Source organism: Sorangium sp. So ce185, from assembly GCF_051526825.1.
Classification (GTDB): domain Bacteria; phylum Myxococcota_A; class Polyangia; order Polyangiales; family Polyangiaceae; genus Sorangium; species Sorangium cellulosum_D.
The window spans coordinates 9,500,777-9,518,841 of record NZ_CP150316.1 but is presented as its reverse complement, the minus strand read 5'-3'; the positions used below and the strand labels follow the sequence as shown (position 1 = coordinate 9,518,841).

At 70.0% G+C, this 18,065-nt stretch carries 13 protein-coding genes; 5 read left to right on the top strand and 8 right to left on the bottom strand.

All coding sequences use genetic code 11. The annotated features are described in order from the left end of the window. Nucleotides 1-10: 10 nt before the first annotated feature. From WMF26_RS34855 to WMF26_RS34845, 3 genes are all read left to right on the top strand, one after another. A complete protein-coding gene (locus WMF26_RS34855) occupies nucleotides 11-1,645 on the top strand; it encodes a hypothetical protein (RefSeq protein WP_437996245.1) in 1,635 nt (544 codons plus the stop codon). A 961-nt stretch (nucleotides 1,646-2,606) separates the two neighbouring features. Beyond that, complete coding sequence (locus WMF26_RS34850; RefSeq protein WP_437518214.1) at nucleotides 2,607-3,236, top strand: hypothetical protein; 630 nt, start codon at nucleotides 2,607-2,609, stop codon at nucleotides 3,234-3,236. A gap of 97 nt (nucleotides 3,237-3,333) precedes the next feature. Beyond that, nucleotides 3,334-3,714: a hypothetical protein gene (locus WMF26_RS34845; protein WP_020738812.1), complete on the top strand. Its 381-nt coding sequence runs from the start codon at nucleotides 3,334-3,336 to the stop codon at nucleotides 3,712-3,714. A gap of 45 nt (nucleotides 3,715-3,759) precedes the next feature. On the opposite strand, the gene WMF26_RS34840 is transcribed toward WMF26_RS34845, so the two are convergent. After that, on the bottom strand, nucleotides 3,760-4,701 hold the full coding sequence (locus WMF26_RS34840) for a poly(ethylene terephthalate) hydrolase family protein (RefSeq protein WP_148314137.1): 942 nt from the start codon (nucleotides 4,699-4,701) through the stop codon (nucleotides 3,760-3,762). Between the two features lie 941 nt (nucleotides 4,702-5,642). Next, entirely contained in the window at nucleotides 5,643-5,804 is a 162-nt protein-coding gene (locus WMF26_RS34835) for a hypothetical protein (RefSeq protein ID WP_437996244.1), read from the bottom strand. A gap of 2,446 nt (nucleotides 5,805-8,250) precedes the next feature. Here WMF26_RS34835 and WMF26_RS34830 point away from each other — a divergent pair. Both WMF26_RS34830 and WMF26_RS34825 read left to right on the top strand, forming a co-directional pair. After that, on the top strand, nucleotides 8,251-9,666 hold the full coding sequence (locus tag WMF26_RS34830) for a tyrosine-type recombinase/integrase (protein ID WP_437996243.1): 1,416 nt from the start codon (nucleotides 8,251-8,253) through the stop codon (nucleotides 9,664-9,666). Nucleotides 9,667-10,005: 339 nt separating this feature from the next. After that, nucleotides 10,006-10,515, top strand: coding sequence for a DUF6194 family protein (locus WMF26_RS34825; RefSeq protein ID WP_437332595.1), 510 nt, complete (start codon nucleotides 10,006-10,008; stop codon nucleotides 10,513-10,515). Between the two features lie 14 nt (nucleotides 10,516-10,529). On the opposite strand, the gene WMF26_RS34820 is transcribed toward WMF26_RS34825, so the two are convergent. From WMF26_RS34820 to WMF26_RS34795, 6 genes are all read right to left on the bottom strand, one after another. Then, complete coding sequence (locus tag WMF26_RS34820) at nucleotides 10,530-12,179, bottom strand: trypsin-like peptidase domain-containing protein (protein WP_437996242.1); 1,650 nt, start codon at nucleotides 12,177-12,179, stop codon at nucleotides 10,530-10,532. A gap of 283 nt (nucleotides 12,180-12,462) precedes the next feature. Then, nucleotides 12,463-13,278 carry a DUF7107 domain-containing protein gene (locus WMF26_RS34815; protein WP_437996241.1) on the bottom strand — a complete coding sequence of 272 codons (816 nt, stop codon included), beginning with the start codon at nucleotides 13,276-13,278 and terminating at the stop codon, nucleotides 12,463-12,465. A gap of 66 nt (nucleotides 13,279-13,344) precedes the next feature. Next, complete coding sequence (locus WMF26_RS34810) at nucleotides 13,345-14,145, bottom strand: hypothetical protein (RefSeq protein WP_437996240.1); 801 nt, start codon at nucleotides 14,143-14,145, stop codon at nucleotides 13,345-13,347. Nucleotides 14,146-14,194: 49 nt separating this feature from the next. Continuing rightward, complete coding sequence (locus WMF26_RS34805) at nucleotides 14,195-14,812, bottom strand: sigma-70 family RNA polymerase sigma factor (RefSeq protein ID WP_063823552.1); 618 nt, start codon at nucleotides 14,810-14,812, stop codon at nucleotides 14,195-14,197. 52 nt (nucleotides 14,813-14,864) lie between these two features. Continuing rightward, the gene (locus tag WMF26_RS34800; protein WP_437950468.1) at nucleotides 14,865-15,962 is read right to left on the bottom strand and encodes a hypothetical protein; all 1,098 of its coding nucleotides are present in this window, start codon (nucleotides 15,960-15,962) and stop codon (nucleotides 14,865-14,867) included. A gap of 39 nt (nucleotides 15,963-16,001) precedes the next feature. Continuing rightward, nucleotides 16,002-17,735, bottom strand: coding sequence for a pectate lyase (locus tag WMF26_RS34795; protein WP_437996239.1), 1,734 nt, complete (start codon nucleotides 17,733-17,735; stop codon nucleotides 16,002-16,004). Nucleotides 17,736-18,065 lie beyond the last annotated feature (330 nt).

Below are 18,065 nucleotides of genomic sequence, written 5' to 3'. Positions count from 1 at the left end.
GGCCGAGCAGATGCATTCCAAGGAAGGCCGGCGCGTGGCGACGTCGGTCGTCGCCGTCGCGATCTTCATGTGCGGCGTGAGCACGCTGACAGCGTGCCCGTACTCCGACCCTTGCTGGGAGGTGGAGGCGTGCGAACCCGATCCGGTGCCTCCGCCCGGTCCGTGCGAGGGAGAGCCCGGCACGGCGCCGGCGCTGGATGAGTGCGGGGTGTTCGTCAGCGAGCAGGGCGACGACAACAGCCCCGGAACGAAGGGCGCGCCGGTGAGGACGTTGCAACACGCGATCGGGCTCGCCGCGCATGGGCGAAGCTACGGCGAGGCAGCGACCCGGCGCGTGTACGCGTGCGGCGGGGAGTTCGCGGAGACGATCTCGCTGCCCTCGGGGGTCGACCTCTGGGGCGGGCGGCTGTGTGACGGCGGGGATTGGTCATATGAAGGGTCGTTCGGCGGGCCGGAGCACCCGACGATCATCGCTCCGCCGGGAGGGATCCCGCTGCGGGTCCTCGGGGAGGAGGGTACGGTGCTCGCGCGGGACGACACGACGTCGGTAATCGCCGGCGTGCGCGTCGTGGCGGCGGACGCCTCGGCGCCCGATCGCAAGTCGTCGATCGCGATGGTTCTGAGCACGGGGGCCAGGGCGATCGTGCAGGACAGCGTGATCGTCGCGGGCAACGGCAAGGACGGGGAGCCGGGCGAGGACGCGCCGAGCTATCGAGCGACGGATGGCGTGGTGGGGAACGACGGCGCGGATGCCTGCACCGCGGACTCCCCGACGGGCGCCCTTCCGGTGGTCACCGTGTGCGACGACGGCATCGAGTCGACGGGCGGCTATGGCGGTGACGGCGGACTCGACGTCGGCGGCGATGGCGCACCGGGACAGCCGTTGCCTGCGGAGGATTCCGAGTACGACGGCCACGCCGGGCTTGGCGCGGCTCTCGGGCGATGCAGCAAAGGCGGCAATGGCGCAGACGGCGCCGACGCCGGTCGCGCGCGTGGTGCCTTTGGCCCAGGCATCCTCAGCGGCGATGGATGGATCGGTGTCCGTGGTGAGGACGGGAAGCGAGGCCGCACCGGCCAGGGGGGCGGCGGCGGTGGCGGCAGCAAGTCGCGCGGGCCCATGGTCGACTGTCGGGCAGGCGGCCCCCAGGGGGGTGCCGCCGGCGGCTCGGGAGGAAGCGGCGGCTGTGGCGGTCAGGGTGGCCATGGCGGCGGCTATGGCGGTGCGAGCATCGGGATCGTTGCGCTGGACGGCACGGAACTCACGGTCGCAGCCAGCGACGTGTTCACGGGCAAGGGCGGCCAGGGCGGCGTGGGCGGGACGGGCCAACCGGGGGGAGTCGGTTGGACCGGTGGTCATGGGGGCGGGACTTCTGACGCTGAAATGTGGACGGGGTGCCCTGGCGGTTGGGGAGGCAGTGGCGGTCGCGGAGGCGATGCCGGCGGCGGGCTCGGCGGCGCATCCGTCGGCATCGCCTACGTGGTGCCCAACTTCGCCATTCGACCCGGGACCAACATTGTTGCCGGTCCCGCCGGTGATGGTGGCCTCGCGGGGAACGCCGGCCCGGCGGACGATGCGGGCGCTGGGGCGGAAGGCCCGTGGGGGGAGCTCTATCGTTTCGGTGCGGCAAGCGAGCCGCCCCATTGACGCGCGCTTCGCGAGACGCTGCCAGCGAGGGATGCCGATGCACCTGAATTCCGCGATTCTCTTGGTCTCTCTTGTGCCGCTCGCCGCGGTCGGTTGCGGCACGGCGCCGGGGGTGAACGACCCAGACGGAGCGCCGCCGTGCGGCGGTCCATCGACGTGTGCAGGTGATCCGATTCCCGAGTCGGTCTGCCTGGAGCATCTCGCGGCGGGGCGGGCGATGGACGGCTGCGGCGTGTTCGTCAACGATCCGGTTCTCGGCGGTGACGACGCGAACCCCGGCACGAAAGACAGGCCGGTTACTTCCCTGCCGCGCGCCATCGAGCTCGCGCGTACCGGGCGCGGTCGCGTGTTCCTCACTGGCAATGCTTTCGTGGAGTCCATCCTGCTGCCCTCCGGGGTGGATATCTATGGAGGCTTCGACTTCTTGGAATGGGAACGGCATCGGGAGCTTGGAGATCCGGTGTACAACATGGCCAAGCTCACTGCACCGGTTGGGCACATCCCGCTGACCATCGAGCCGGCGCGGGCAGGCGACACGGGGGCTGCGGATGGCGTCTCGATCATCGATCACGTGTACGTCCGCAGCCCAAGGCATATGGGAATGATCGTTCAGTCGGGGACCGCGGTAGAGATCATCGGAAGCTGGATCCAAGCCAAGCAGGGATTGAGGGGCCACCATGGGGAGAAATGGCCGGGTGGGGCAGCGTCGGGGCCGGACGGGCAGTATGGGGGAGACGCGTGCTCCGCAGCGACGGTCCCGGGGGGGGCTCCGGCGGTGAACTCTTGCGAGGGAGGGGTCCCGAGCGTCGGTGGCAAAGGAGGCGACGGGCTCGCGGACGGCGCTGGAGATGGGGAAGACGGCGAGCCCGTACCTCAGCCGAACCCCAACCACGATGGGGAAGGAGGACGCGGGAACCGGGCAGACGGTGGTTGTAGCAGCGGCGTCGCCGGGAAAAGCGGTATGTGGGGTGCCGCCGGCGCACCGGGCAAGGGCCGCGGGCGGATCGATGAGACCGGATGGCACCCCGACAGGGCCGGCGACGGCGCGCGGGGGATGCCGGGCCAAGGCGGCGGCGGGGGCGGCGGGCGTCGCGGTGGGCTCGCGGCGTGCGGCGTGGCCACCAAGGGCGGCGCCGGTGGCGGCTCCGGAGGCGCGGGCGGCTGCGGGGGGCGGGGCGGCAGAGGCGGCGAGAACGGGCAGCCGAGCATCGCGATGGTGGCGCTCCACGCGAAGGTGACGGTGCGCGATAGCATCATCACCGCCCGCGACGGGGGCAAAGGCGGCGACGGCGGGGAGCCGGAGGAAGGCGGCCCTGGCGGGCGTGGCGCACCAGGAGGCGCCTTCGGGGACGGCATGTGGTCCTGCCAGGGTGGCAGCGGCGGCCTCGGAGGCGACGGCGGCTACGGCGGTCCCGGGCGCGGCGGCGACTCGATCGCCATCGCCTACCTCGACGAGGACCAGCTCACGCTGGAGGGGGTCACCTTCGAGATCGGGCTGCCGGGCCCAGGCGGAACGAGCTGGGATTGGTCTGGCGAGGAGATCACGGGGGAGGACGGCATCGCTGTCGAGACGCTGCGCTTCCCTGAGTAGGGTCGACGGGGAGGCTCTGTGAACCGGTACCGATAGCGCGTTAGCGGCGACGCGCCCGGGCCCACGCGACAGCGCACGTGAGCCTGATGTCAGCAAGGTGGACGGTCGCGCCGAGCTCCAGGAATCTCACGCCAGGCCGCGGCGCCGAGCCCATGGCTTTCAAGCGGCGCACGTCGACGAGAGCCTGCTGAGCGCGTTCCCGCGCAGCGTCATTCCAGAGGAGCGGCGGCGGCGAGTCTACTGGAACGGCGTGCTCGCGCGCGCGGAGGTGAGCTCCAGCTACAAGCCGGCGCGCAAGCTATGGCGTCGCGAGCGACAAGGCCACTACATGCCCAGCACGGTCGGCGTGCGAGTCGCCGGCGAAGCGGGCAAGCCGGACACCTACGTGCCGCTCGATCGCCTGCTAGGTTGCGACATCCTCGAAGAACAGGGCGCGCCAGACGCAGCCAGCCGGGCTCATGTGACGAGCCCGTCCTGAAACGTGATGCTGCCGAGCACGAACGTCTGCTCGGTGTACCGCCTGTCACTCGTTCCAGTTCTTCCACTCGTTCCAATTCTTGGACTGAGTCTGCCACACGCCCGTGTTGTTGTAGTCGCCACCGTCTTTGAGGAACGCGTCCTTGCGGGAGTTCTCCCCGCCGAGGTGCCAACGCATCCAAGCAACGTTCGCTCCGGCGCCGTCCCAAGGCCCCGAGCCGTGACCACCGCCCTTCATCTTGCCGAGCCAGACTGGCCCCTTGTTGCCGGCGTTGTTGAAGTCACCCTCGGCGTTGGGCGCCTCTTGACCCGTTTCACCGTAGATGATGCCGACAGGGATCTTGAGATTGACGAGGGCGTTGTGCTCGAAGGAGCCGCTGTTGTTGAGCAACGCGGTGGAGACGCGCTTATCGGTTTGAGCAGCCGCTTCCGACGACAGCCCGCCCATCGAGTGCCCGAACACACCAACGCGGTCGAGGATCAAGCGGCCGTACATGGGGCTGTTCTGATCGGCGTCCTGAGCCTCCAGCCAATCGATCGCCGCCGACATGAGCACGGCGTCGCCCGTCGACTCTCGAATACCGACGAGGACGAAGCCGTGCGAGGCCATGCGCGTCAGCAGCTGTAGGTAGTCGCGAGGAGGGGTACCTCCGCCCGGACCCCAAATGGCCACCGGGTGCTTCTTGTTGGGCTCGGTGGTGAGCGTCGTCGGCCTGACGAGAATGTGGCCACCGCCGCTGAACGAGAGGTCCTGAACCGTCGTCTCGAGCGGTCCGTTAGCGTTCACATTGTCACCCGCCAGCACCACTTCGGGCCGATTGACCTGGCCGCCGCTACCGCCCGCGCCCGAGTCGCTGCCTCCGGAGCTCGTGCCGGTGCCTGCGGACCCCGCAGTGGTACCACCCGAGCTGTTGCCAGCGGCCTCGCCCGTGCCGCCCGCTCCGGCGGGGTCAGCGCCGCCGCCAGAGCTGGTATCGGTTCCGCCCAAGCCCGCGGCACCCGAGCTCGAACCGCTCGCCCCTGGGCTGTAGCCGTCGCCGGGAGCGGACTCGCTCGAGCAAGCAAGAACTAGAATGAGAACAGAAGGAGCTAGTTGCCTCATGGGATACCTCGGAGCTCCGAGCGCGCTTTCTTGACGACGGCCCTCAGGCCAACCTGCTACCGGAGCGGAAAAATCCGAACGACTCGCTGCTGTGCGGCGGCTGCGATGTGAGCGCACACATGACCCGATTCCGCTACGAAGTCCACCTATTCCGCTGCCGCGCGATTGTTCAAACCGCGCTAAACTCGAGGACTTCGGCCGGACGGCTCTAGCGCCTGACGGCGGGAGTATCGTCACCTCGTGAGCCTGACCGAGCCGACCGACTTTCCCATGCGCTCCGAGAATCTTGCTTTGCGGAACGCGTTTGCTTGTCCTTCTATGGAACGTAGTGTCAAGCCAGATCCCTCCCGATCGCCGACCGTCCTCTTCAACGGAGGCGTCCGCTCCCAGTCGGCACGTGCGGCGTGGCTTGTCCGGGTTCGGCTGGCTTTTGCGACGGGGCTTGCCCGCGTTCAGCTGGCAAGCGCGGCGAGCCTTGAGCGCTTCCCGGTCGGTCACGCGTCCGCGATTGGCGTTGGAACCGCTGGCCAATACGGAGGATGACGGTAGCTCCCTTTCTGGGGTGTTTTCGCTGGCATCCTCGACGAGATCGAAGCCCTGTTGTTCTCGCGCACGGAGCGGGAACCATCCTTCTATCTGGGCCTCTTCTGACCATGGCTTCTTTCGGTACTCCGAGGGGGCATAGCCTATCCGAGGGACCTCAGGTCGACTGCGCCTGGGCCAGGACAAGCATGGATACTCACCCTCGAACCTTGCTCGTCTCCAGCTGCTGCGCCGGCGATTACACCGCTGCTGGGGATTGATAAATCCACACGTGAGACGAGTCTTTAGCCTTGCTTGCGATGCTTCGTCAGGTCGTACTTCTCCTTGCTCTTCCACATCGAAAGAGCGATTGCGGCGATCTTGCGGGCGATCGTCAGCTTCGCCGCCCGAGGAAGCGCACCGACGGCGGCATCGCGCGCTTCCGACAGCCCTCGCGCCGGCAGCACAAGCTGAACCGACGGGCGAACGCCTCGCCCGCTGGCGCGACGAGGGCCCCACGCGGCTTGCGGTCGCACCGGTGCAGCGGCCCGTCGCACACGGGGCAGCCCTCGGCCGCGACCCGGCGCGTCACCGCCTCGTCCACCTCCACCAGCACCCTGAAGAACCCGCGCCCAAGATGGGGGTCGTCCAGCATGGTCTACCGCCGGTCCTGAAACCCGGAGGGGAGCCCCCTCGGACGAACTTCACCAAGTTCAGTGAGGGGGCTTCCTTGTGCGCCCCTCAAACAAGTTGATCAGGATGGGCCCCAGCCCCCTCCATCTCCCTGACGGTTCTCATTCGCGCGCGGGCGGCTCGTCGGAGCGCGCCGTCGGGAAGGTCGCGGTCACGGCGCGCTGACTGCCGAACGCTTGGGGCTGCACACGATGCCGCCCGTGCAGCAGCGTCGCCCGCCAGCGCGGCCCGCCGACCGCGCGCCTGGAGCCGCCGACCGCGCGAGGGTAGCTACTCCTGCCACATCCGAACCTCCGTTGTTGTGGCGTTTCGGGTTCGGGACAGAGCCTGAACGAGCGCGCGTGAGGCGGCCCGAAATGGTAATTCTGACGATCCGGTAACTCGTCGCGAGTTACCGGGATCTAGTCAGGCGGGGAACCCGCTCTGATGACGCGCAGTTAGGCCGTTTCGAGAGAGCGCCCGAGGGGCCGATTTTGGAGGGGCGCGAAGGGGTCGATTTGGTAATTTCGCGCGGGGTCGGCTGCGCGTCTCCGGCGAGCCGCCGACCTCCGTTTTGTCGCATGCGACAGGGCGGCGCGCGCCGGGCACAACCGCGGGCCGGCCCGAGCGGCGCTGCGCGAGCTCGTCCTGGCGGACGCCGGGGCGGCCTGGGGCTGGCGCCTGGACGCGAGCACGCGGCGGGGCGCGAACTCGGCGCACGGGGCCGCGGAGCTCGTCCACACGGGAGGCTGACGGCAGGCGGAGCTCGTCCAGGTGGACGTACGCGCGGCCGGCGGACGCGGCGCCGGGAGGGCTGGCCCCGCTCGACGGCCGGGCGGTGGGATCGCCGGAGGGGTCACCCCGCACACCGAGGTCACCTGATCGGGCCCCAGCGAATGCCAGTCAGGTCACGGTGCCACGTGAGAACCGGCGTCCTCTTGGTCGCACGTTACATCAGACTTTAATGCCGTCACCCTCGCCAGGCGCCGACTCTTGTACTGTGCTTTAACGCTCTTTAAAGTTGAACGGAAAAATGAAGGCTTCGCCCTGGCAGGTTTGTGGTTCGGTGCTTTTGTAAACGCATGAGCTCGCGGCGCTGGTACGAGCTCGCGTGCGGAGTTGTCCGCGCGCCGAGCCACGTCCTGGAAGAGTGTTTCCAGATGAACAAGCAGACCCGGTGCCGCCTGCGCGCGATCGCACGGCTGCACCCCGAGATCGGCAACCTGTGTGATCAGCTTGAAGCGCCCTGGAACGCCGTGCGAAGGATCGCGCACGCGCCGGGGGCGGCGGAGCAGTGGGAGCGCGCGGCGCAGGTGCTCGGTGAGCTCGTGGAGAAGCGCCGGGCGACGGCGCCACGCCGGTCGAGGCTGGAGGCTGCGCGCCTGGAGGCGCTGAAGCGAATGGGACCGCCGATGGAGGGGGGAGGAAGACTTGCAAGCAGCCTGCGAGCAGCGTGGGAGGCGGCAGAGCGCGGGACGCCCGCGGTCTCAAGCCCACGTCCGAGCGATCGGCATGCTAGTCTGCGGTGCAGAGCTACCCGCCGGGAAGCGCGCCAGTCGAGCACATGAAGCGGCGTCGCGTTGGACTTTCGCCGCGTACCTCTCCCGTGCGTGCCGATCGCGCCCGCTCGCCGATCCTAATTCAGGGAGCAGGCGACGCTGGCGCACGCGCGACGTCGTGCAGCTCCAGGTGCGTCAAGGAGTGCTGCCACGGCGCCGGTACGGCGCCGCGCTCGGCCCGATGGACGAGGCCGACGGCGCAACCATGTCGAATCACCAGCGACACGGAATTACCGTTTCGTGCTCGGGTTGCCGCCGTGCTTGCCTCTGCCGGGCTCGAACCTGTTCCGCAGCCGCCCACCGGCCGAGCGAGCGCCCGTCACGCCGATGCGAGGCGTGCTAGGCTGGCGCTGAAGTAGAGCGGGCCCGCTCGGCGCTACCAACGCCGGACGGGCCCTTGATCGACCCCCGCGTTCCCGGAGACCGACCCATGACCGACGTACCGCAGCTGCGGGCGCGCGCCAAGCGCTCGCCGGCAGTCGCTACCTCGTCCGTTCCTTCAGCCGGATCAACCGAGCGCCGCGCACGTGCGAGCCGCCCTGGTGGGCGCGCCTCGCCGCCGGAGGCGGGAGCCGCGCCAGGTGCGAGCTTACCGGGAGCGTCGAGCTCTGCAGAGCGCCCGCAGGGCACCGCGCCATCAGCGGCAGGCGACAAGCGCGCCAACGGCTCCGGGTCAGTCCGGTTGCGCAGGAGCACGTGGACCGCGCGTCTGAGCCTCGGCGAGGCGGGGCGACGCACGTTCAGCCTGCCGACGTGTCGGACCGAGCACGACGCCAACGCGCGGCTGGAAGTGTTGGCCGATCTCAGCAGGCACCTGCTCGCTGCCGGGCAGATCGTGCTCGGCCTGCCGCTGCTGGAGCAGGCTGCCGCGCGCGAGGGCAGCGCGCTCCGTGACGTCCGGATCGCGATCAACCACCTGTGCAGGGGCGAAGCGCGCGCCCGTGCCTCCGGGGAAACCACGTTCGCCGAGTTCGCTGAGCGGGTTCTTTCTGGAAAGCTTGCCGAGCAGTATCCGGATCATGTGAAGGCGATTCGGACAGCCGATAAATATGAGCAGAGGCTGGGCCACGTGCTCGACGTGCTAGGCCCTGTTCCCCTCGTGCGCTTCACACTCGACCATGCTGACCACGCGATGTCACGGCTGCCGGTGCACCTGGAGCCCGGATCGCGCCGAAATACTGCGATTGTCATCCATCGGCTACTGGCACTGGCTGCCTACCCCGCGCGCATCATCGCGCACAACCCGCTGCCACGCGGGTGGATTCCGAAGATAGACAATAACAAGGCAAAGGGTTACTTGTACCCCGACGAGGATCAACGCCTCATGAGGAGTCAGTTGGTCCCGCTGTGCTTCCGGATCTACTACGGCTTCCTCACGCGCGAGGGAATGCGAGCCGACGAGGCCGGAACTCTCGAATGGTCGGATGTCGACCTTGACCGGGGAGCCGTTGTTCTCGATGAGAACAAGACCGATGACCCCCGTGCCTGGGCACTATCGCCTGATGTGGTGCGCGCGCTTCGTGCTTATCGCGAGCTCTGGCCGGACAATCGGCGTGTCTTCGTCGGGCCAAAGTGTGACCCCTTGCCGGGTTGTCACGGGGCGGAACGCTTCAGAGAACACCTCCAACGCGCGGGAGTCGATCGACCCGAGCTGTTCGAGACCACGGAGTCGAGGCTGAACATCCGATTGCACGACACTCGAGCGACCTTCGTTACCATCAAGCTCGCGAATGGTCGCACGGAGACGTGGATCTCCGACCGAACCGGACACAAGTCGAGCGGCCAGATCCACCACTACAAGCGCGCCGCGCGCAAGATCGCCGAGCTTGGGCTGGGCGACTTTGCCCCCCTGGACGAGGCGATCCCCGAGCTGAGAGGAAAGGGCGGCTCGGTAGGAGGAGGCCAACCCGCGTCCGCTGGAGCAGGCATGGGCTCGGCGAGCGCCGAAGCTTCCGCCTCCGGCGCGCCGCCCGGTCAGACGACGTCCCCGCCCCCGCCACGGCGGACGCTGGCGCCTTCACAGGCGGTTCGTTGGGCCCGCGTTGGGCCACGCCGGAAGAGGACTCGGCCACGCGGCAGTCGGAACCCATTGAAATAATAGATATTTCTGCCGCTGACGCCTCGGCGCCGGAGATGTCCTCACGGAACATCTCGACGAGGGCGTTGTGCTCGAGCGTCGGCATGACGCTCGGCCTCGAGCACGCGGCATGCCGGCACGAAATGGCGGGAAAATCCGAGGACAGGGCCAGCTCAGGGGGCGGCGGCGCCATGGCGGAGCGGGCGGCGCCGGCCCCTACCACGGGCGCGTCGTCCCGGATAAGCTGCCGCCCGTGCCGCGGAGCACCGGGCGCCGACGTCAAGCCGCCGCGCGCGAGCCGCCGTCGGGCCTCGGCGGATCTCCGAGGCGCCAGGACCAGACACGCTGGAGGGAGCACCCATGGACGAAGTTGCCATCGCCCGATACATCGCCGACACGTTTGCTGGCGTCGACGTCGAGCGCCCGGAGGCCGGCGGCAGCGCCCCGGAGCTCGCGTGGGGCGATACGTTCTTCATCTACGATCCCGAGCGCAACCTCGAGCCCAAGCACAGGTTTCCGTTTGCGACCATCGTCACCAAGGATTACGGCGACTTCGACCGCGCCTCGAACCTGGATCGCCCGGGCGTGTTCCGCCTGAACATCGGGGTTGGCAAGGACACATACCGTGCGTTGTTTGGCGCCCCGCCGCCAGCTCCCGGCCAGGCGGGCGCTGAGAGCCTCGCGAACGCTGGCCATGACTTCACGGCCCTCGACCGGATCATGCCGCACCCTGTCTATGCGCCGCAGTCCTGGGTCTGCGTGCTCAACCCGAGCGACGCGACGTTCGAGGCGGTGCGGCCGTTGCTCGCCGACGCGTACGAGCTGGCCGTCAGGAGGCGCGCCAGATCCCGGGCCGCGGAGGAGCCCTGACCAGGCGCTGGACATCAGATCCCGGCCGGGCTCGAGGTCAGCGCGCCGCCGAGCGTGATCCAGCTCGACCAGCCGCCGTCGTAGTACTTGTGCCAGATGGCGTTGTCGGTGCCGCGCGCGAACACGACCAGGCGCCCCTCGGGCGTGACCGCGGAGCCGGGCTGATCCACCGTGGCGCCGCCGAGCGAGATCCAGCCGGACCAGCCGCCGTCATAGTACTTGTGCCAGATGGCGTTGTCGGCGCCGCGCGCGAACACCGTGAGCCGCCCCTCGGCCGTGACCACCGCCGACGGACCCGAGGCGATGGTGCCGCCGAGCGAGATCCAGCTGGACCAGCCGCCGTCGTAGTAGCGGTGGACGAGCTCGCCGCTCGAGCTCCTCGCGAAGACGACCAGGCGCCCCTCGGCCGTGACGACCGCCGCCGGATCGTGCGTCGTCGCGCCGCCGAGCGAGATCCAGCTGGACCAGCCGCCGTCATAGTACTTGTGCCAGATGGCGTTGTCGGTGCCGCGCGCGAACACCGTCAGCCGCCCTTCGCGCGTCACGGTCGCGGCGGGGGCCGACGCGAGCGGGCCGCCGAGCGAGGTCCAGCCCGACCAGCCGCCCTCGTAGTACTTGTGCCAGATGGCGTTGTCCGAGCCCTTCGCGAACACCGTCAGCCGGCCCTCCCGCGTGAGCGTGGCGGAGGGCGCCGAGGTGAGGCTCCCGCCGAGCGAGGTCCAGCCGGACCAGCCGCCGTCGTAGAACTTGTGCCAGATGGCGTTGTCCGAGCCCTTGGCGAACACGACGAGCCGCTGCGTCACGTCGCGCAGGATCGGGGACTCCTCGAGGATCGACGTGATCCTGACGCCGGAATTCGCGCCGCCGCTCGAGGTGCACCCGCCGTTCGTGTGGACGCCGACGATCTTGCCGGACGCGGCGTGGAGCACGCCCGAGCCGGAGTTGCCGCCGAGCGTGTCGAGCGAGCCATACTGGATATAGTCGCCGCTGAAGCTGGTGGCGGGGCCCGCGTCGACCTGCTTGGGCTCGCCGCTCGGGTGGCCGATGACGGCGAGCATGTCGTTGACGGCGGCGTCCGTCGTCGAGACCACCGTGAAGCCGTAGCTCGCCGCGGCGCTCCGCGCGAGCTGCACGATGGCGTAATCGAGGCCGCCTTGCCGGTACTCGCGCAAGGACACGATGTCGAACGACTCCGCCGTCCTGAGGTTGCCGCTCGGGTCCTCCTGGTAATCGAAGTTGACGCGCATCTCGACGGCCCCCTGGCTCGCCGAGATCGGCGTGCTCGAGGCGGTCCGGGGCCAGGTCCAGCCGTTGCCGTCGGGATCGAAGCAATGGCCGGCGGTCAAGAAGAGGTTGTGCGCGATCAGCGTGCCGGAGCAGGTGCGGGTGCCGCTCACGTTGCCCGGGTTCGCGTAGCGGGACGCGAGATCGCTCTTCCACTGGATCTGCCCGACCGGGGACTCATGCGCTCCGACGAACCCCGTCGTCACGCCGAGGGTGCCGTCGTACTGCTCGACGTGCTGGAAATCGGTCGTGGTGCCGCAGATGGTGGGCTGCGCGACCTCACCCACGAGCTGCTCGTCGAGATCGGGCGCCGCCACGCAGCCCATCATCATCGCCGATGCCGCCGTCAGCGCGCTCGAGACCCTCGCGGAAATTCGCATGTGGATTCACCCTCGGTTCGTGTTCCGCAGGTCGACGGGGAGCCCTCCCGGCCATCGCCGGATCCGGCGGCGCCAGGGAGGCGTGCCTGCTTGTCCGGAGCCATGGCAACCTCGATGCCACCGGCGCGCGCGGCCGATCGGCGCGATTCGGCCGCGAAAACGACCGGTGCGCCGGCTCGAAGGCGCCCCGCTAGAGGCTGCAGTCTTCAGGGGTGGCGGCTCGCGCCATCACCTGGAGAGCGCCGTGGGCGGTCCGGGGGTGGAGGAGGCTCACGGCGCGGTATCACAACGTGGACTTGCACTCCTCAGAGATACACACGTGGTTCGCGGGGCAATCCGCGTCCGACGCGCAGAGCTGGCCCGACGGCCCCTCGCACGTGTCACCGGTGCAGATCTGACCCCGGAGGGGGCAGTCGGCGTCGATCGTGCAGGGCGCAGGGCCATCGGCGATGCAGGTGCCGTTTCTGGCGCAGAGGAGAGCCCCAGGGCAATCGGCGTCCGCGACGCATTCGGGGTCGACCAGAGGCACGCAGCGCTCCGTGCCCTTCGCCGGCAGCGTGGACTTGCAGACTTCACCCATGCACACGTGGTCTTCGCCGCACTCCGCGTCCGACGTGCAGTGACCCTGCTCTGGCCCCTCGCAAACGCCATCGGAGCAGAGCTGGCCATGGACGGGGCAGTCGGCGTCGGTCGCGCAGAGCCCCGCGCCGAAGCCGCAGGAGTCGCCTCTCATGCAGAACTGGTCACCCGGGCAATCCGCGTCCGTGGTGCACTCGCAGAACGCCGAGCCATGGACGCAGGCGCCGCTCATGCAGGTTGACCCCACAGGGCAATCCGCGTCGACGGCGCACTGGCCGGACGCCGCGCCGTCGACGCAGGCGCCGTTCACGCAGGAGCGCCCCGAAGGGCAGTCCGCGTCCGCGGCGCAGCTCGCCTGGCACGCGCCCGCGCCGCACGTCTCCCCTGGGCCGCATTCGGCGTCGGTGTTGCACGCGACCTGCTGCTTGTCCTGCCCGATCGCGATGATCTCGGGAGTGCACGAGAACATCGCCGCCACGATCGTCAGGCCCGCTGCGCCGATGAGCATCTGGATTTTCATGTTCGCTCCTCTCCACCGGCTCATGGTCGCGCGCGGAGGATTCCGTGTGAGAAACGTCCTCTCGAATCATTTCTCTTCGCACGCAGCGCGCACGCGGCCCGAGTACGGCGAACCGGGGCTCTTCCGCAGGAGCTCGACCATCGCCGCGCGACCTTCCGCCGTCTTGCCGAGATCGCACAGCGCGACGACGCGGGCAGCGGCCCGCTCCTCCCGCAGCTCTTGCCCGCCCGCATCCGCGGCGTCGAGCAGCGAGAGCGCGCGCGCCGGGTCGCCGCGCCGGAGCGCCTCGTGGACCTCGCGCAGCCGCCGCGTCTCGGCGACGAGCGGGTCTTCCGCCGGCACCTCGGGCGGCGCTCCCGGTCCGCCGGAAGCGGCGGGCCGAGGCGCCCGCCTGGGCGTCGTGGGCCGCGTCCTCGCCGCCTGGGGCGGGTCGAGCTCCTCGCCGTCCGCCGGCTCGATCGGCCGGGGCGGCGCGCGCGGGCTCTCCGCCGGCGCGCGCGGGCTCGCCGCGGGCGCGCGGTCGTCGCTCGCCGCCGGCTGCGCCGCGGCCGCCGCGCGCGCTCTCTCGATGACCGCCGCGCTGGCCGTGCTCGCGCGCGGAACGGCCTTCGGCTCGCCCTGCGCCGCATGCAGCGCGGTCACGACCGCCGCGGGCGCGAGCAGCGCCACGACCCCCCACGGCAGCGCCGCCTTGGCCGAGACCATCGCAAAGCCGGCCTTCGCGGCCCCGCCCGCCGTGACGGCCGCTCCGGCGGCCAGGCTCTTCCGCAGCTTCGCGCGCACGCGCGCGCGGTCCGCCGCCGTGCTCCGATCGCCGTTGCGGGCGGCCTCGATGATCGATCGCGACAGGGGCCCGAGCTGACTCATGCCTCCCTGCCATCCTGCGTGCTCCGCGCCGCGCGCCGGGGCCCTGCGTTCATCGCGACCTCCACCCGTCGCGCGCCCGCAGGCGCGCCACGCCCTGCTCGAACTCCTTGCGTGCCGCCCGGAGGCGCGCGTAAACGGTGTTCAGGTTGGCCCCGGTCGCCTCCGCGATCTCCGGCGCCGTCATCTGCTCGAGCTCCGCGAGCACGAAGACGGCGCGCTTGTGGTCGTCCAGCCCCTCGAGCAGCGCGTGCAAGAGCCGCGTCGCCTGCGCCTGCGCCAGCGCTTCGTCACCGCCGGCCGCGCCGCTCTCCACCTCGTCCGGATCGAGCGGCGGGGCCAGCGATCGCGCGAGCGGGCTCTTGCGCACGTAGGCCCTCCGGTGCTCCCGCGCGACGCGCGCGACGATGCCCGAGAGCCACGCGCGGACCGTGGAACGGGGCTCGAACGCCGGGAGCTTCCGGTGGACGACGAGGAACACCTCCTGCACCGCGTCGTCGGCGTGGCAGTCCGGGACGCCGAGCCGGCGTACGTTGCGCCAGACGAAATCGAAATAGCGCTCGTAGATCGCGTCGAACTCGAGCGCGACCGCGCAGTCTGCCGCTTCTGCCGGGGGCGCAACCTCCGCTCCGGCAGACTCGGCGCTCAGGGTGACGGCACGGGCGGCCACCCTCGCCCATGGCCAGCGCGCGCCGATTCCGTGAAGAAAACGACCGCGCCCGTCACAACGCGAGCTCGAGCCCCAGGGCCGCCCGCGCCGCGACGCTCGGCTCGTGGACCTCGCCGACGCCTTCGAGCACGAAGCGCGGGCGCTCGAGCGGCACCACCGCCTCGAGACGGAGCCTCAAGCGCATCCACGGCGCCACGATCCAGGAGGCCGCCGCGCCGCTGCGTAACGCGACCCACACGCCGCTCCCTTCGCCTGGGTCGCTCACGCCGTACCCCTCGGCGTGCATGCGCCCGAGCTCGACGCCGGCGCAGGGCACGCCGACCTCGAAATCCGGGCGAACGGCGCGCTCGAGAGGCGGCAAGAGGGCGCACGCCGTGAGGGAGCCGGCGACGAGATCGATGGTCCCGCCGGTGCCGGGCTTGGCCGCGGACTCCGCCCTTCTGCCGGGCCAGAACGAGGCCCCGGCCTCGAGCCGCGCGGGGCCGACGACGACGCCCGCCCAGGGCTCGATGGCGCCGCTCAGCCGTTGCATCGTGCCCAGATCGCTCATGCCGCCGAGCCCGACGCGAAACAGGGGGGCTCTCTCGGCCGAGCCCTCCGTCGGCCGCGCGCGCGCCCGCGTCGGCGGCGCGGACCTGGGCGGGGCCGTGGGCGGGCCCCTCGGCGGCGCGGGCTCGGCGGCGCGAGCGGCGGCGGCCGGGGGCTCCGGGGCGGGATTGGCCGGACGCGCCCCGGCGATCGAACGATCGTCCGCCGCTGCCGTGCCCGACCGCGCCGCGGCGTCCGGATCGATCGCCATCGCCACGATGAGGGCCCCCGCGTCGGCGAGCGCGCGGCACGTCGCGCCGCGCACGGTCCGCGCGCTGCTCCATCCGTCGCGAGAGAGCTCGATGTGCAGCTCGAAACCGCTGCCCGCGGGCGCGATCGCGCCCACCGCCCGCAGCGCGCCGCTCGAAGGGGGGCTCTGGTCTCCGAGGAGCCGGGTGATCTCGGCCTCGACCGCCGCGCCCTCGGGGCAGCCGGCGGGGGCCGTCCACCGCAAGGCGAAGGGGCGATCGTCGGCGCGCGCGGCGCTCGAAGCGAGGGGCGCAACGCACGGCGCCACGATCGCAAACAGCAGCGCTCGCGCCCTCCTGCGTGACGTACGCATGCTCGCCGCATGCTACCACGGGGCGCAGGCGGCGGGCCGCTAGCGAATGCAGGCTTCGTGGGGCAGTCCGAGGATGGCGTCGCGCCCCTCGGAGAGCGGCGAGTTGAACGGCACGGCGCCGTCTTTGCCCGCGGTCGCATTGACGTAATCCACCAAGTCTTGGCCGGCGCGGAGCTTATGCTCGCCGATCAGCGCGCGCGATTCCCCTGAGTAATCCTGGGAGAGATCCCGCGCCGCGCCGCCGCCGCCCGAGACCGCGGCTTCGTAGGTCGCGTCGATGACGCACTCGTCATCGGAGAACCAGGCGAGCGAGCCGGTGGCGGTGAAATTGCCGTCGTCCACGACGTTGCTCGAGAGCCGCTTCGTCGTCCATTCGTTGAAGGCGGCGCCCCGATCGCTCTTCTCGCTCTGGACGGGCGTTCCGCCCAGAAAGACGTTGTCTTCGAACAGCAGGGTGCCGCCGACCCGCACGCTCGCGAAGTCCTTGTAGTAGTTCATGAACATGTTGTTGAACATGTGCGACGAGCCGCGGCGCAGCAAGGGCACCCTCCGGGCCGTGCCGCGGCCTTCGTCGTAGAACGGCTCGCTGGTGATGAACGCGTTGTGATGCATGGTGGTGGTGATCTGGGCGTCGATGGTGTGGTCGTCGCTGGATCCGTGCAGGGTGGCCCGCTTCACGTCGAGGACGCGGTTGAACGACATGGTGATGTCGTGGGCGCCGACCTTCACGTCGAAGGCGGAGTCCCCGGTGAAGCTGAAGCTGTTCTTGTGAATCCAGATGTCGTGGGACGCGCCGGTGGAGCGGATCATGTCCGGATCCAGGCCGTGGTCTTCCACGTGACCGGCGCCCTTGAAGCTCAGGTGGGTGAGGATCACGCTCTCGGCGGTCTGGGTCGGCGTGCCGGTGCTGTCGCGGCCTATGGCGAAGCCGCTGAAGCGAAAGACGGCGCGGCTCATGCGACCATCGATGGTGGTGTTGGAGCCGATCACCACGTTGCGGATGGGCAGGCTCGCGTCGTTCAGGGCGACGTTGAAGAACTGGTGTTCGCAGTCGGCCGCCGGCACGCCTTTGGCGCTGCACCACTCCTGGTAATTGACGCACTGTCGCTCGGTGGCGCCAAGCTTGGCCAGGACCGCGGGCTCGCCGCATTTCAGGCGGTACATGGCGATGTCGTGATCGCTCTTGAAATCGTCCTTGTCGAACACCACCCAGTTGTGCTCGTCGCTGGAGACGGCGTCGTAGATCTGCTGCTCCACCGAGACGTCGGAGCGGGTGGTGATCACCGTCAGGCGGCTTTTGCCATTGGGGTCGAAGCCGCCCAGGGCTTTTTCCCCGTACCCCACCGGCCGCCCCAGGGTCTGCGCCAGGCACTGGACGATCTCCTGGTCGCTCTTCAAGGACGACTCGCGCCAGTTGATGTCCGGGTTGGTCACCAGGTCGACGCAGTCCGCGGAGGTCCCAGGATCGCCGGGACCGCCGGAGGATGAGCTCTCGCCGCCCGACGAAGCGCTGGAGCTGCTGGACGAGGGCCCGGCGCCGCCGGCCGACGCGCTGGAGACGCTGGACGAGGCACCGGCGCCGCCGGCCGACGCGCTGGAGCCGCTGGACGAGGCACCGGCGCCGCCGGCCGACGCGCTGGAGCCGCTGGACGAGGAGCCACCGGAGCTGGAGCCCGTCGTGTCGTCACCGCAGGCGGGGAGGGCGGCCATCAGCGCCGCAAGAGAAAGCGCGCGCAGAGACATGGTGCGCGTGAACAGGACCCGGTGTTGCATAGGACCTCACGCATCAGCAATACTCGGGCCACGGAGCGGAGCCCGCGCGATGACCTGAACGCGCGCCTCTGCTGTAATGTTTCACCATGGCCCGCCTTTCGCCATTCTCCGCCGAAAGATCCAGTCGCCACCGTCAAATGGTGTTGTACACGGTGTCAACCGGGAGTTGACACACGGACCCGTCGGTGCGTGGGCGAGTCAACGCGAATAGAGCCGCTGCGAGCGTGTAGAAGTGCCGTCAACACGGCTGCGCACATTCGGCGCCGGCGCCGCTGCGCACGATTGCGACGGTCGAATGGATTCCCTCTGTCGAGATCCTGTGATGTGCTC